12 protein-coding genes are annotated in these 13,085 nt (G+C 57.8%); 6 read left to right on the top strand and 6 right to left on the bottom strand.

Annotated elements, in window-relative coordinates; translation table 11 throughout:
• The first annotated feature begins 283 nt into the window (after positions 1–283).
• Complete coding sequence (groL, locus tag J2S70_RS03850) at positions 284–1,912, top strand: chaperonin GroEL (RefSeq protein WP_307682427.1); 1,629 nt, start codon at positions 284–286, stop codon at positions 1,910–1,912.
• A 106-nt stretch (positions 1,913–2,018) separates the two neighbouring features.
• Here groL and J2S70_RS03845 read toward each other — a convergent pair whose 3' ends face one another.
• A complete protein-coding gene (locus tag J2S70_RS03845; RefSeq protein ID WP_307682426.1) occupies positions 2,019–2,999 on the bottom strand; it encodes an HD domain-containing protein in 981 nt (326 codons plus the stop codon).
• A 97-nt stretch (positions 3,000–3,096) separates the two neighbouring features.
• Between J2S70_RS03845 and J2S70_RS03840 the strand changes: the two genes are divergently transcribed.
• A complete protein-coding gene (locus tag J2S70_RS03840) occupies positions 3,097–3,885 on the top strand; it encodes an SDR family NAD(P)-dependent oxidoreductase (RefSeq protein WP_307682425.1) in 789 nt (262 codons plus the stop codon).
• Positions 3,882–4,592 (top strand): lysophospholipid acyltransferase family protein, encoded by a 711-nt coding sequence (locus tag J2S70_RS03835; RefSeq protein WP_307682424.1) that lies wholly within the window; start codon positions 3,882–3,884, stop codon positions 4,590–4,592. The genes J2S70_RS03840 and J2S70_RS03835 overlap by 4 nt, the downstream gene beginning before the upstream one ends.
• On the opposite strand, the gene J2S70_RS03830 is transcribed toward J2S70_RS03835, so the two are convergent.
• The 5 genes from J2S70_RS03830 to J2S70_RS03810 form a co-directional block, all read right to left on the bottom strand.
• Complete coding sequence (locus J2S70_RS03830; protein WP_307682423.1) at positions 4,589–6,106, bottom strand: sensor histidine kinase; 1,518 nt, start codon at positions 6,104–6,106, stop codon at positions 4,589–4,591. The two genes, J2S70_RS03835 and J2S70_RS03830, sit on opposite strands and share 4 nt — an antisense overlap.
• Positions 6,103–6,846 (bottom strand): response regulator transcription factor, encoded by a 744-nt coding sequence (locus J2S70_RS03825; protein ID WP_307682422.1) that lies wholly within the window; start codon positions 6,844–6,846, stop codon positions 6,103–6,105. Before J2S70_RS03825 ends, J2S70_RS03830 begins: the two co-directional genes overlap by 4 nt.
• An 84-nt stretch (positions 6,847–6,930) precedes the next feature.
• Entirely contained in the window at positions 6,931–7,515 is a 585-nt protein-coding gene (locus tag J2S70_RS03820; protein WP_307682421.1) for a P-loop NTPase family protein, read from the bottom strand.
• A gap of 101 nt (positions 7,516–7,616) precedes the next feature.
• Entirely contained in the window at positions 7,617–8,372 is a 756-nt protein-coding gene (locus J2S70_RS03815; RefSeq protein ID WP_307682420.1) for a PspA/IM30 family protein, read from the bottom strand.
• 72 nt (positions 8,373–8,444) lie between these two features.
• Positions 8,445–10,388: a TPM domain-containing protein gene (locus tag J2S70_RS03810; protein WP_307682419.1), complete on the bottom strand. Its 1,944-nt coding sequence runs from the start codon at positions 10,386–10,388 to the stop codon at positions 8,445–8,447.
• Positions 10,389–10,544: 156 nt separating this feature from the next.
• Here J2S70_RS03810 and J2S70_RS03805 point away from each other — a divergent pair, with 156 nt between their 5' ends.
• Genes J2S70_RS03805 through manA form a run of 3 tightly spaced genes read left to right on the top strand, consistent with a single transcriptional unit; the run spans position 10,545 to position 13,012 of the window.
• A complete protein-coding gene (locus tag J2S70_RS03805; RefSeq protein ID WP_307682418.1) occupies positions 10,545–10,964 on the top strand; it encodes a cold-shock protein in 420 nt (139 codons plus the stop codon).
• Positions 10,954–11,742 (top strand): DUF3027 domain-containing protein, encoded by a 789-nt coding sequence (locus J2S70_RS03800; protein ID WP_307682417.1) that lies wholly within the window; start codon positions 10,954–10,956, stop codon positions 11,740–11,742. Before J2S70_RS03805 ends, J2S70_RS03800 begins: the two co-directional genes overlap by 11 nt.
• A 4-nt stretch (positions 11,743–11,746) precedes the next feature.
• Positions 11,747–13,012 carry a mannose-6-phosphate isomerase, class I gene (manA, locus tag J2S70_RS03795; protein ID WP_307682416.1) on the top strand — a complete coding sequence of 422 codons (1,266 nt, stop codon included), beginning with the start codon at positions 11,747–11,749 and terminating at the stop codon, positions 13,010–13,012.
• Positions 13,013–13,085: the final 73 nt, after the last annotated feature.

The raw sequence follows: 13,085 nt of genomic DNA, 5'->3' as shown, positions 1-13,085 counted from the left end.
CGCATGGGCACGCGTGAGGAGTAACTGACGGCACCCGCCTCACTCCAATTACTTGATTCATCTTCACTCAACTTTTGGCCGCTGGTGAAACTCAGCTACCAAACAGTGAGCAAAATTTGCGCTCTCGAGCTTCGAGTGCCAGAATCTTTATTGGCACTCTCGAGGTGAGAGTGATAATTGTGCAGTCGGTGAGGGGTGCACTGGGCCGAGACATGAACGGCCACGCGCACACCGTCCGTCGCGGGCACCGGCTGGAAACCACCTTCGTGGAGGAAAAGAACACATGGCAAAGATCATCCATTTTGATGAAGAAGCGCGCCGCGGAATGGAACGAGGACTCGACGTCCTCGCCAACACCGTCAAGGTAACGCTTGGCCCCAAAGGCCGAAACGTAGTACTGGATAAGTCGTGGGGCGCCCCGTCGATCACCAACGACGGCGTGTCAATCGCCAAGGAAATCGAACTCGAAGAACCGTTCGAATCGATCGGCGCAGAACTCGTTAAGGAAGTCGCCAAGAAGACGGACGACGTCGCAGGCGACGGCACCACTACCGCAACCGTGCTCGCACAGGCACTCGTCAAGGAAGGCCTGCGCAATGTCGTCGCGGGTGCAAACCCGATCGCGCTCCGCCGCGGCATCGACGTGGCGGTTGACGCCGTCGTCAAGCAGCTGCTTGACGACGCCAAGGAAGTTGAAACCACCGAAGAAATCGCGGCAACCGCAGCAATTTCAGCCGGTGATAAGGAGATCGGCGAACTGATCGCCGAAGCACTCGACAAGGTCGGCAAGGAAGGCGTTGTGACCGTCGAAGAGTCCAACACCTTCGGCACCGAGCTGGAGCTCACCGAAGGTATGTCCTTCGATAAGGGTTACCTCTCGCCTTACTTCGTCACGGACGCCGAACGTCAGGAAGTCGTGCTCGAGGATGCCTATATTCTCATGGTCGAATCGAAGATCTCGGGCATGAAGGATCTGCTGCCGCTGCTTGAAAAGGTCATGCAGACCGGTAAGCCGCTCGTCATCATTGCCGAGGACATCGAGGGCGAAGCACTGGCAACACTCGTGGTCAACAAGATCCGCGGCATCTTCAAGTCCGCGGCCGTGAAGGCCCCAGGCTTTGGCGATCGCCGCAAGGAAATGCTCCAGGACATGGCCGTCCTCACCGGTGGTCAGGTTATCTCGGAGACGGTTGGCCTCAAGCTCGAAAACACCGATATTTCGATGCTCGGCCAGGCTCGCAAGGTTGTGATGACCAAGGATGCGACGACGATCGTCGACGGCGCCGGCACCAAGGAAGACATCGACGGCCGCGTGTCTGTTATCAAGACTCAGATCGAAAACTCCACCTCCGATTACGACCGCGAGAAGCTCCAAGAGCGCCTCGCAAAGCTCGCCGGTGGCGTTGCCGTCATCAAGTCGGGTGCCGCTACAGAAGTTGAGCTCAAGGAACGCAAGCAGCGCATTGAGGACGCGGTTTTGAACGCCAAGGCAGCTGTTGAAGAAGGAATCGTCGCCGGCGGTGGCGTTGCCCTTTTGCAGGCAGCCGACAAGGCATTCGAGAAGCTCAACCTCGAAGGCGATGAGGCAACCGGTGCGAACATCGTTCGTTACGCCGTTGAAGCGCCGCTGAAGCAGATTGCGGAAAACGCTGGCCACGAAGGTGGCGTTGTTGCGGAGAAGGTCCGCTCGCTTCCTGCGGGTGAAGGCTTGAACGCTGCATCTGGCGAGTATGTTGACCTGCTAGCTGCAGGTATCGCGGATCCGGTTAAGGTGACCCGTTCAGCACTGCAGAACGCGGCATCGATCGCTGGACTGTTCCTCACCACCGAGGCAGTTGTTGCGAACAAGCCAGAACCTGCCGGCGGTGCCGATGATGCAGCCGCTGCCGCAGCAGCAGGTGGCATGTACTAAACCGCGTTGTGCTGGATAAGCTCTGAGCTACAGAGTGAAGGGCCCGAGGCGATTAGCCTCGGGCCCTTCGGTATCAGTCTAAATTTTGCCCGTTCGCCAGATCTGATCATTTCCCGTCGTCGTTATCGCCCTTTGCCTTTTCTCGCACAGTGTGTGTGATGGCATCCCGGCGGGCCTGCTTCGCGTCCTCTGAACGTAAAACTTTCCCGGATTTGCGCGGATCAAGGTGATCGCCCGCCGCCTCCAGAGTGGAGCCACTGTAATCAGCCTGCGATGGGGCGAGGTGGTGAATAGGCACTTGTCTATTCGGGAGTTCTTGGGAGCCCGATATTTCTGGCTGAGGAAGCGTGTGCGGTGGGACGGGGTAGCCAGCGTGCAAATCTGAGAGTTCGGCTTCTAACCGCGCCTTTTCCAGTTCGAGATTTTGGCGCGCCGGCGCCTCCCAGTCAGTAGCTAAGGGTGTGGAAAACAATCGTTTTCGGTCAAGCAAACTATTGACCACTGCCAGTCTTGCGCTCGCGAAATCCTCCAACGGTAGATGCGAGTACTCCGCACGCATACCATCAACGTAATCCCGATACTTTTGCGGTTGGCTCGCAAGGAAACCTAGGTGGGCGTCCACCAAAACTAGCAGATCCAAATCCTGCCCAACGACTACTCGAGATTCCAGAGTGGGTAGCGGATGTTTGCGCATATCTAAGATCAGTTTGGAAATTTGTTGTACCACCTCGCTCGGGATTCCGATTTTCTCAAACAGTTCGGCACTCACGCGCGCAGATTCGGCGCGGTTCTCCCCGCCTTGGTGCACGTATGCCTGTTGGTCGCTCGAGTTAAACACGCACCCGTGGGCCCACGCGGAAAGCCTGACCACATCAACGTTGTGTGCCTCGGAGCTGAGCATGTCAATGCGGGTGAGCACATCACACAGATGTCGGATGTCGTGAAAATGGCGGTTTGGCGTCGACCATAGCTTGATAAATTCGGCACACACCCGTTCGATGTGCTCGCGTTCGGCGGCCGCGCCAACCGCCGAGGCCGACCGCGCAAAAGAAGGCGTGAGCCACGCCGGCACGTCAATTTGCGACATCTCACTCCATTAATTCGAGGACGAACGAGATTCTACCTAGAATGACTATTATCTAAACAGTAAGACTTCCCACCGCTTCGCAACTATCGTAGGACACATGGCTGATAACAACTCACCTTTACGCGGGCGGGCGCTGATCACTGGCGGCTCGTCGGGCTTAGGTCTCATGTTCGCACGTCATCTAGCTCGGCGCGGGCTCGATCTCGTTCTTGTGGCACGCAATTCCGAACGTCTTGAGGAAGTTGCCGTTGAGCTGGGTAAAAATGGTGTTCGTGTGGAAGCCCTGCCGGCGGATTTGAGCTCTGACGACGGCGTTCGGGCGGTTAGCGAACGGCTCAGCTCTACCGAGTCTCCGATTAACGTGTTCGTCAACAACGCCGGTGCTGGCTTGTACACGCGGATGGCGACGGCGGATCCAGAACCTCTTTTGCGGGGCACGCAGCTGATGGCGAGGGCCCCGATGGTGCTCGGCGGCGCAGCGGCGGCCGCAATGAAAGAACGCGGTGAAGGAGTCATCATCAACACGTCCTCGATGGCGGCAGCAGCGCCTATGGGTGCGTATTCGGCGATTAAAGCCTTCGTGCGCGTGTGGTCGGATTCGCTGGCAATCGAAGTAGGCAAACATGGCGTGCAGGTCGTCTCTTTCATTCCCGGGTGGGTTAGAACCGAGTTCCATGAGCGATCCGGGGTGTCGACGTCGTCGATCCCAAGTTGGCTGTGGCTGGACGCCGATCGCGTCATCGAAGAGTGCCTTGCGGACGTGGAAAAAGGCAAAACGACCTCCACGCCGTCGAAACGATTTAAGATCACCGGATTTCTAGCCAAGCATGCGCCCGCGCCGGCTGTGGCAGCGGTTGTCAAGAAATTGAATAAGGGCCGTCGATGACCAATCTGCACCCGCTCGACGACTACCATTCGGAGTCGAAGAAGAATATGCGCCGCGGGGTGCGTAAGTTCTTGACCCGCCCGGTGATTAAATCCGTGCTCGATACGAGCGTGTCGGGGCAGCACAACGTCGAGGGTCTGGAGGGAGCCTACATTGTGGTGGGCAATCACTCTTCGCATCTTGATGCGCCGATGGTGTTCACTCTTTTGCCGGATCACATGACTGACCAGCTCGCCACTGGAGCGGCGGCAGACTATTTTTATCGCAAACCGACCATTTCTAAACTTACCTCCCTGTTTTTTAACACCTATCCGATTGAACGCAAGGTTGATCCGCGCGATCCAAATGCTGGCCGCGCCAAGGGTATGACCTCCCGCCTCCTACGTGCGGGCATTCCAATTCTTATATTTCCGGAAGGCACCCGTTCGCGCACGGGCGAGTTGGGGGAGTTTAAAACTGGTGCCGCCGCGCTCGCCATGAAGTTTGATGTTCCGATCGTGCCGCTCGCGATGAGCGGCGGTCACGAAGCCATGCCCGTGGGCGCTGTTTTGCCGACACCAAACCGCCCGCCGGTGAGCATGTACATTGGCAAGCCGATGAAGGCGCGCGAAGGTGAGAGCGCAGAGGATTTCACGGGGCGGGTGCGTCGTCACATTATAGAAATGCTCGATCAGGAAACGGCAAATCCGAGACTTTCAGAGGACTAAACCCCGCACGGATTTTCATCGCCGGTTTGTCCGCCGTGCACGCCGGGGAATTCTAGGCGGACGGTCAGCCCGCCGCCGGAAGTTTCGGATACGGAGGCCTGCCCGTCGTGGATGTGCATGATCGCTGAAACGATAGCGAGGCCGAGCCCGGAACCGCCGCTGACCCGCGAGCGCGAGGAATCGGTGCGGTAGAAGCGTTCGAAAATGCGGTCGGCGTCCTCCGGCGCGATTCCCGGCCCGTGGTCTCGTACCTCAACCACGCCCGTCTTCGGATTCGCCGGATCAATTCCGACCGCCACCTCGATGGGAGTTCCTTCCGGGGTGTGAGTGCGCACGTTAGAGATCAGGTTCGTAATAACTTGGGTCACTTTTTCTTCGTCAGCGGTGACGACGACGGAGCGCGGCTCCCCGCCGTCGAGTCCGACGACGGTGGCGGGCCAGTCGGGGGCACGAACGTGGAAATCGTGGATTGTGTTGATCGCGGTGGAGGCGAGGTCAACTGCTTGCATGTTGATTTTTCGCCGCTCGTCAAGCCGGGCGAGTTGGAGTAGGTCATCAACCAGGTGAGCCATACGTTGAGACTCGGATTCGATGCGGGACATGGCAAGTTCCACGCCGTCGTCGGGCACTCCGCCGAGCCGATAAAGCTCGGCATAGCCCCGAATCGTTGCCAGAGGTGTGCGTAGCTCGTGTGAGGCGTCGGAGACGAATTGGCGCATCCGCTGTTCGGATGCGGCTTGCGCTTCGAAGGACTCCTCGACTCTGGAGAGCATGCGGTTAATCGATGCGCCAAGTAGTGCCACTTCGGAGCCATCCGTGCCCGTGGGAACGCGAACAGACAGATTGCGTGCAGCCACTTCGTGGGTTGCGCGTTCGATGTCACGAAGCCCGGTGAGCGACTGGTCGACGAGCAAATAGGCGGTTAGCGCTCCGAGTACAAGGGTAATGAGGACGAGGGTGGCAAGTGCGCCAGCGAGGTTGCGTACCGTCTCTTCTATTGGTTCCATGGGCAGGCCGATGACGACAGAACCAACGGAAGTTAGATTGGTGGGTGAGTAGCTAAGGTCGGCAGTAATAATCCGCCACTCTTGCTCTTCGATCGTGGAGGGCACGGTAAATGGCGCGGAGGTGGGCCGCTGGGCCAACTCGCGCGGATCGGCCGGCGTGCCATTTTCCTCCGCGATAATCTGATTGACAACCGTGAACTCTGTGACCGGCTCCGACTCGTAGGGGTTGTCATATGTGATGTAGAGGTAAAACTCGTTCGGTAAAATCTGGGATTGGGAGTCGTCGAGGAGCTGTTCAATGGTGACCGTTGCCATGGTTCGGCCCGAGGAGCGTAAGTTGCGATCGGTTTCGTCAATAAGCGAGCTGCGGAGCGTGACGGTTGCGAGCCAGGAGATCATGATGAGCACGAAGGCCATAAGCAACATGAATACGAAGACGATGCGCACCGAAAGCGTGCGCCATACCTTCGGTGTTGGCCGGTCGTCGGGGAAATTTTTCGAGGTCATTTTGCTCGCCGGAGCACGTATCCTATCCCGCGCTTGGTGTGAATGAGCGGCTCGAGTGCGGCCGCTTCCTCGGGATCTGTCATGCCGAGCGCCTCAGCGCTGTCGATCTTTCGCCGCAAATATGAAATATAGGATTCGACGATTGAAGCTTCGCCTTCCCAGTTGTAGTCCCACACGTGTTCAAGGATCTGAATTTTCGACACGACCCGTTCGGCATTGATGAGGAGATATCGCAAGAGCTGGTACTCGGTGGGTGAAAGTTCAACTTCGCGCCCGGCTCTGCGCACCTCATAGGAGCCTTCGTCCATTTCTAGATCGTGGTAGCGCAAGATTTCCGAGTCCTTTGATTCGGGGGCTGTTCGCCGTAAAATCGCGTGGATTCGAGCTACAACTTCCTCGAGCGAAAAGGGCTTCGTTACGTAGTCATCCGCGCCGATCTCGAGCCCGCGCACGCGATCTTGCACGTCGTCTTTTGCAGTCAGGAAAAGCACGGGTAGGTCTGGTTCGCGTTCGCGAAGCTCCTCGAGCACCTCGTACCCGTCCATGTCGGGCAGCATGATGTCAAGTATGACGAGGTCCGCTTGAAAATTACGTTCGATATTGATCGCCGCAGTGCCATCTTCGGCGGTTGCAACGTCGAAACCGGCAAAGCGCAACGACGCCGATAGGAGTTCGCGAATCGTGGGCTCGTCGTCAACCACTAAAATTTTGGGCTTATCGTTACCTAGCTGTGAGACCATAAGTCAATCTTGCCCTATAGGCGAAAAGTGTCAAAACGCCACTGGGATCTCGAACCGAGGTAGTGGTAAAAGTGTGAAGAGCTGCTAGAGGAAGTCCATCGGATCGAAATCTTTAAGGTCAATCGGGTAGAGCCGATTCAACATCTGATTGAAAGCTCCCACATCGTATTCAAGGTCAACAATCAAGAGCCCGCGGTTTTCCAATTCCGCAATCTGTGCTGAAAGGAATTCGCGAAAGCAAACGATGGCAACGCGGTGTCCGGCGTCGAGCAGGTCAGCGATGTGGGGGAGATAGTCGACGTCGTGAGTGGCGATGATGATGTCTGCCCCCGGGCGGGATTCGCCGATCGCTGCCAGTGTCCGTTGAATACCGGCGTCGACGATCTTGACGCTAGGTTCTTCACAGGTCAGCAGGATGGGGGTCCAACCGATGGCCAGGAGTGCTTGGACGAAGGTCATCGCGGTGCGTTGCTTGGCGTTGAGGAAGAAGAGGCCCTTGGCGGTGCGCGCGTCGTGCGAGGGGTCATCCGCTTCTAAATGTTCAGGTGCCCACGGATCGTATTTAAGCACGCGATCCCAGCGGGGCCGCTCTTCCGGATGCGGGGCCCGTTTGAGGATATTTACCCCGAGAGTTGCGTCGATGTTTTCGCCATCGATAAGAAAGTACATATTGGTATTGTATTTATTTCGGATAAAAATCCGCCCCGACCAGAATGCTTCTCACAATTCGAGACGTATCCTGATTGGGGTGGATCTTTAGCCCGAGGTGACTAGTAAGAGGTGAACTCTTTGCCCTCGATAGCCTTGGGCTCTTCACCAGCCTGCAAAGCGGCTAGACGAGCCTCGATCTCCGTCGTATCTCGTGAGGCTTCCAGCTCGGCAAACTGGTCATCAAGCGATGAGGCCGAGACTTCGGCGCGGCCAGCAGCAATAGCTTCCTGGCGCCGAACGCGTTCCTCAAAACGGGAAAGCTCGGAGGTCGGATCGAGAACGTTAATCGAGCCAATGGCGTCCTGCACGCGGTTTTGGGCCTCGGCAGACTTTTGGCGAGCCACAAGCTGGTCCCGATTGCGCTTGAGCTCATCGAGCTTGCTGCGCATAACATTGAGGCCGTCTTTAAGCTTGTCGACGACTTCTTGCTGCGAGTTAATCATGGGTTCGGCTGCGCGCGCCTCGCCCTCGTACTGGATTTGGCGCTCAAGAGCGACCCGGGCAAGATTGTCGAACTTCACCGCGCCCTCCTCATTGCCCGATTCGCGCATTTCCTTGGCCTTGTTTACCGCCGCCTGAGCTTTCTGGCCCCATTCGCGGGCCGAGGAAATGTCCTCATTGTAGTCCGCTTCGGCTAGGCGAAGGTTGCCCACCGTCACCGCTACAGCATCTTCGGCCTCGGCGATGGAGTTCGTGTAGTCGCGCACCATCTGATCGAGCATCTTCTGCGGATCTTCCGCGCGATCAATAAGAGCGTGGATATTGGCCTTTGCCAACTGGGAAATTCGCCCAAGGATGGACTGCTTTTCTGCCATGAGAATGACCTTTCTAGTTAATTGATTGTTGGAACTGGACAGGTAAAACGACGCCGACTGGGCGGCAGGCGTCTAAAATCCGCGGCGACCTCCGGTAGGGCGGCTCCCGCCACCCTTGCTCCGGCCTCGGCCGCCACCAAAACCACTCGATCTGCCGCCACTAAAGCCACTCGATCGGCCACGCGAACCCCCGCCACCCAATGCGCCCATGATCAGGCCGCGGGCAAGACCGCCAACGATCGAACCTGCCATCGCGCCCGCGTAGGAATCTCGGGCCGCCGAGCGGTGAGGACCGTGGCCGTAATAGGACTGTTCGATGTCGTTGAAAACCGCTTGCCGCGTGCGATTAGCAGCCTGCCTAGCGGAATCATACAGCCGAATCTTTTCTTGCGGATCAGAAGCTACGCCAGCAGCCTGATAGTCACTTTGCGCGCGCGCAAATTGCTCCCGAGCGCCTGATCGAGTGGAGGCGCGATAGCGAGAAATAGACGCATCCGCCTCCCTCATCGCCGCATGGGCGAGGCTGCGAGCCCGCTCGGCATCGGCTTGGAGTCTCCTATGGTTTTCGTCAGCCTGCCGGAAAGGCTCGAGAGCCATGTCTATATTTGCCTCGGCTTCGTGGAGTTCTTCGGCCATGAGAAACGGATCGGACTGGCCCGAATTCGCGCGGCGTACGATATTTTCGGCGTGCACGCGAAGTTTCGTCACGGTCGGATCATCGGAAGCCAAGCGGTTTGCATCCGAAATATCTGCTGAAAGAGAGGCAACCTGCCGCGCAACACCTTCCCGCTTGGCCTCAAGCACACGCGGAGCGTCAAGGATCATCTCATTGAGCTGCGATGCCTGATCTAACGTTCCTTCCGCGATGCGAATGTAGGGAACCGCGCCGTTGCGATCGCCGGCTTCGATTTCTTGCCGTGCTGCCGTGAGCGATTCTTCAGTCGCTGTGAGTAGGTGAGCCACCTGCTCGGGATAAGTGCGAAGAGTCTCAAGCGCCGTAGCCGGATAATTCAACTCGAGATTGGCCAGCGTGCGGCGGCCTAGATCTGAACGATCCTTGATTTCGTCCATCCTCGTATCAATCTCAGCAACCTTGGTATCCGCATTAGCCGCCAGATTGCGCAACTCGGAAAATTGCTTAGTGTGCTGCGCCAATGCGGCCTGAGCGCTCGAAACCAACTGGTTGATCCTAGCCGCCATTGAAACTTTTTCTTCGGGGCTTTCAGGATCGGCATCGTGAAGCTGTCCGTGAATGTTAAACGCCTTCTGCGTCGCTTCACGTGCCGCTCCGAGTGTCTTTTGAAAATCTTTAGTCGCCTCTAAACCAAACTCGGCCCGTGCAAACTCAAGCTCAGCGGTAGCTGCCCGCACGTCGTCGTCGGTCTGCAACAAAGCGCTGGAAGCTTCTATCACTTTCGCATTCGAATCTGCCTCGAGCTGCGCCTCGGCACGGCGCTTACGCACGGTCGAAACTCCTGCAACACCGCCGCCGATCACTATGATGACACCGCCAACTGCGAGCCACGGGAAAGGTTCTGGCCCGCCAACAACTGGATCGCCACCATCTGCCACGGCCGCAACATTCTGGGCGATTCCGAGCAGCCCCTCATCCCAATTTCCAGAGCTGAATAACTCCTGGATCTCATCGGTCCACGACTTCGCTATGGTCGTCGCCGAAACCCCAGGTTCCGGTCCCGGCGCATACCAACCAACTTCGGAATCGTCGACAGCCACAACGAACACGCCGTCATACACTTCCAAGCCAGACTTCTCATGCGTTTGCTGAGCCCACTGCTCGACACCCAAACCATCGGTGTTATCAACCGTGATGATCCACAGATCATTACCCGGAATCTCGTCTAACGCAGAGGCGATTTCGGCGTCGTTGCCCGCAATATCTGCGGTGTCAGTGAAATTATCGTCCAAATCTAGCGGCGGTGCGGCAAGCGCCGAAGATGGCGCGAGGATGGAGCCGATTGCAAAGAAACCGACGGCGGCCAAGCGGAACTTTCTCAACCAAACCTCCCAAAATCGGGCACGAATGTGGCATGCCCCACCAACTTACCAACACTAGCGCTCGAACAATGCATTCTGCGCCAACGGCGAAGTGGAACCGGGCGTGTGACTGTGAGAAAGCGCGGAAGGATTTACCGCGGGCAAGAAAGTGCCATAATGATAGGACCTACTTTAATTTGCTATGAAAGAGAGCGCGACGTGCCAACAGGCAAGGTGAAGTTCTTTGACGAGAAGAAGGGCTTCGGTTTTATTTCCGGCGACGACGGTCAGGAAGTCTATCTTCCGGCCCATTCCGTCCCTATTGGCGCGCGCCTGCGCCCGGGTACTCGTGTTGATTACATCGTCGGGGAAACTAGGCGCGGCCCTATCGCCATGCACGTGACACCCATTGAGAAACAAGTATCCCTGGCTGCCGCAAACCGGCGATCGCCCGAAGACATGGTGCCAATTGTTGAGGACCTGATCAAGATCCTTGACTCTGCATCCACAACGCTTCGCCGGGGGCGCTACCCCAATGGAGGGCCGAGGATTGCTCAAGCCCTGCGAACTCTGGCCGAGGATTTTGATGTCGAATAGAATCAACCCAACCCAAAAAATCACAAAAGAGAAAACTCTCGCAAACGCCGTAGACGTGGCCCGCGCCGCGTTGGATGAAGTTGCACACCGTTCCAGCATTGGCGAGCACGCCGGCGTCGTCCAAGAAGCTGAACGGGTTGTAACGCACGCCTTTACGTGCCTGCTCCCCGGCTATCGCGGTTGGTTTTGGACCGTTACTCTCTCTCGCATACCGCGCGGCCGGACGGCGAAGGTGAACGAAATATCTGTGCATCCCGGGCCAGATGCGCTGCTCGCCCCTGACTGGATACCCTGGGCCGATCGAGTGCGCCCGGGTGACGTAAGCGGAACCGACCGGCTCCCGTACAAGCCAGATGACGACAACCTGCAGGCCTCAGAAGATTCACAACTCATCGAAGGCTTTGAGGCCACGGGTGTGGATGCTGACGTCGTCGCCGAATACGAATTGGGTTTAGGGCGCGCTCGCGTCCTGTCCGATCGAGGGCGCACAGGAGCTTTTAAACGCTGGTACGAAGGCGAGGGCGGGCCGGACAACCAGTCCACCCGAGCCGCTAGCGCCACGTGCTCCAGTTGCGGATATCTTATGCACATGGGCGGTTCAGCACGCCAACTCTTCGGAGTGTGTGCAAACGAATGGTCGGCGTTCGACGCACGGGTGGTTTCACTCGATCACGGCTGCGGCGCCCACTCGGAAACCGACGTGCGAGCGCACGCCAAGATCTGGGACCAGTCTGATCCCGTGCTTGACGACGCCGGCTTGGACCTCGTCAAGGAATAAATTCTTGCACGTCATTCAAGGGCGCGTTCGCGATTACGACTGGGGATCACCGGATCTCATCCCGAGATTCTTCGGTTTGCCGCCCGCCGATTTTCCGGTTGCAGAACTGTGGCTGGGAGCCCACCGGGCTGCGCCCGCGCGCTGTGACGTTGGAGCCGGCGCCCGCGCGCTGTCTCGCCAAGACTTGAGCGACGGGGGCCAAGGCGTCCGTTCGCGGGCGGGCGCTGGTGCTGATTTACGTGACTATATTGCGGCGGACCCTCAGGGCTCCTTGAGCGCGGCGGTGGCCAAACATCACGGTGGCGAGCTACCTTTTCTATTGAAGCTTATTGCCCCCGCCCAGCCGCTCTCCCTCCAGGTTCACCCGTCCACTGAACAGGCTCGCGTAGGCTATCAGCGCGAAAACGCGAAGGGTATTGAACTCGACGCGTGGGATCGTTCCTACAAGGATGAAAATCATAAGCCCGAACTCGTTTACGCAATTACGAAATTCGATGCCTTGGTTGGATTTCGTACACCGCGGCGAATTTTAGGCGTACTGGAGGGCTTGGATGCTCGGCTGACGCAGGAGATCGCGGAATATATCCGTAAAGAGCCAAATGCGCACGGCGTTCGAAACGCGTTCGCCTCGTTACTGTTAGAAGATTCGCGCCCGGGCGCCGATCCTGTTGCCGAGGTGGTGGAAGCGTGCGCCGAAAGGCTGACGAAAGATTCGCCCTCGCCGCGAGCCGACGATATGGTGGGAACGCTCGCCGCCCACTACCCGGGCGATCCGGGAATTGTTGCCTCGCTACTACTCAATCCGGTCACGTTGAAACCGGGAGAGGCGATGTTTACGCCAGCTGGAACCGTTCACGCGTACGCTGCCGGGTTCGGGCTGGAAATCATGGCGAACTCCGACAACGTATTACGTGCCGGGTTGACGAACAAATTCGTCGACGTCAAAGAATTGCTTGCCGTTGTTGAAACGGTTGCTGCTCCGCCCATTCGAATAGCGCCAGAGCGAATCTCGCCAATTCAGTCCACTTTCTATGCTCCAGTTGATGACTTTGAACTCTCAATCATTGAGCTTCGAAATGCCGGCCGCACCTACCGTTTGAGCGGCGGGGGGCCGCGAATTATCGCGAGCCTAGACGGCGCTGCCGATCTGTGGGTCGAATCGGGGCAGCATCTTTTGGTCAATACCGGCCAGGCGGTGTTCGTGCGCGCTGACGACGGGCCTGCCAAAGTTCGCGGGATCGGGCGATTCGTGCAAGCTTCCGTGCCCTAGATCCAGCGGCAAAAGGGCCGGCGAGATCGGGCCTTCTCGCAATGTGAGACGAAAGTGAGTCAGATAGCGTCCA

The sequence above is a fragment of the Trueperella bonasi genome, assembly GCF_030811535.1.
In the GTDB taxonomy this organism is placed as follows: Bacteria; Actinomycetota; Actinomycetes; order Actinomycetales; family Actinomycetaceae; genus Trueperella; species Trueperella bonasi.
Note: the sequence above shows the minus strand (reverse complement) of the source record. Positions and strands in the feature narration are given on the sequence as shown.

Excerpts from the sequence above, each read along its gene's own strand:
- groL (WP_307682427.1), top strand. The coding sequence starts at position 284 with ATGGCAAAGATCATCCATTTTGATGAAGAAGCGCGCCGCGGAATGGAA.
- J2S70_RS03845 (WP_307682426.1), bottom strand. The coding sequence starts at position 2,999 with ATGTCGCAAATTGACGTGCCGGCGTGGCTCACGCCTTCTTTTGCGCGG.
- J2S70_RS03840 (WP_307682425.1), top strand. The coding sequence starts at position 3,097 with ATGGCTGATAACAACTCACCTTTACGCGGGCGGGCGCTGATCACTGGC.
- J2S70_RS03835 (WP_307682424.1), top strand. The coding sequence starts at position 3,882 with ATGACCAATCTGCACCCGCTCGACGACTACCATTCGGAGTCGAAGAAG.
- J2S70_RS03830 (WP_307682423.1), bottom strand. The coding sequence starts at position 6,106 with ATGACCTCGAAAAATTTCCCCGACGACCGGCCAACACCGAAGGTATGG.
- J2S70_RS03825 (WP_307682422.1), bottom strand. The coding sequence starts at position 6,846 with ATGGTCTCACAGCTAGGTAACGATAAGCCCAAAATTTTAGTGGTTGAC.
- J2S70_RS03820 (WP_307682421.1), bottom strand. The coding sequence starts at position 7,515 with ATGTACTTTCTTATCGATGGCGAAAACATCGACGCAACTCTCGGGGTA.
- J2S70_RS03815 (WP_307682420.1), bottom strand. The coding sequence starts at position 8,372 with ATGGCAGAAAAGCAGTCCATCCTTGGGCGAATTTCCCAGTTGGCAAAG.
- J2S70_RS03805 (WP_307682418.1), top strand. The coding sequence starts at position 10,545 with ATGATAGGACCTACTTTAATTTGCTATGAAAGAGAGCGCGACGTGCCA.
- J2S70_RS03800 (WP_307682417.1), top strand. The coding sequence starts at position 10,954 with ATGTCGAATAGAATCAACCCAACCCAAAAAATCACAAAAGAGAAAACT.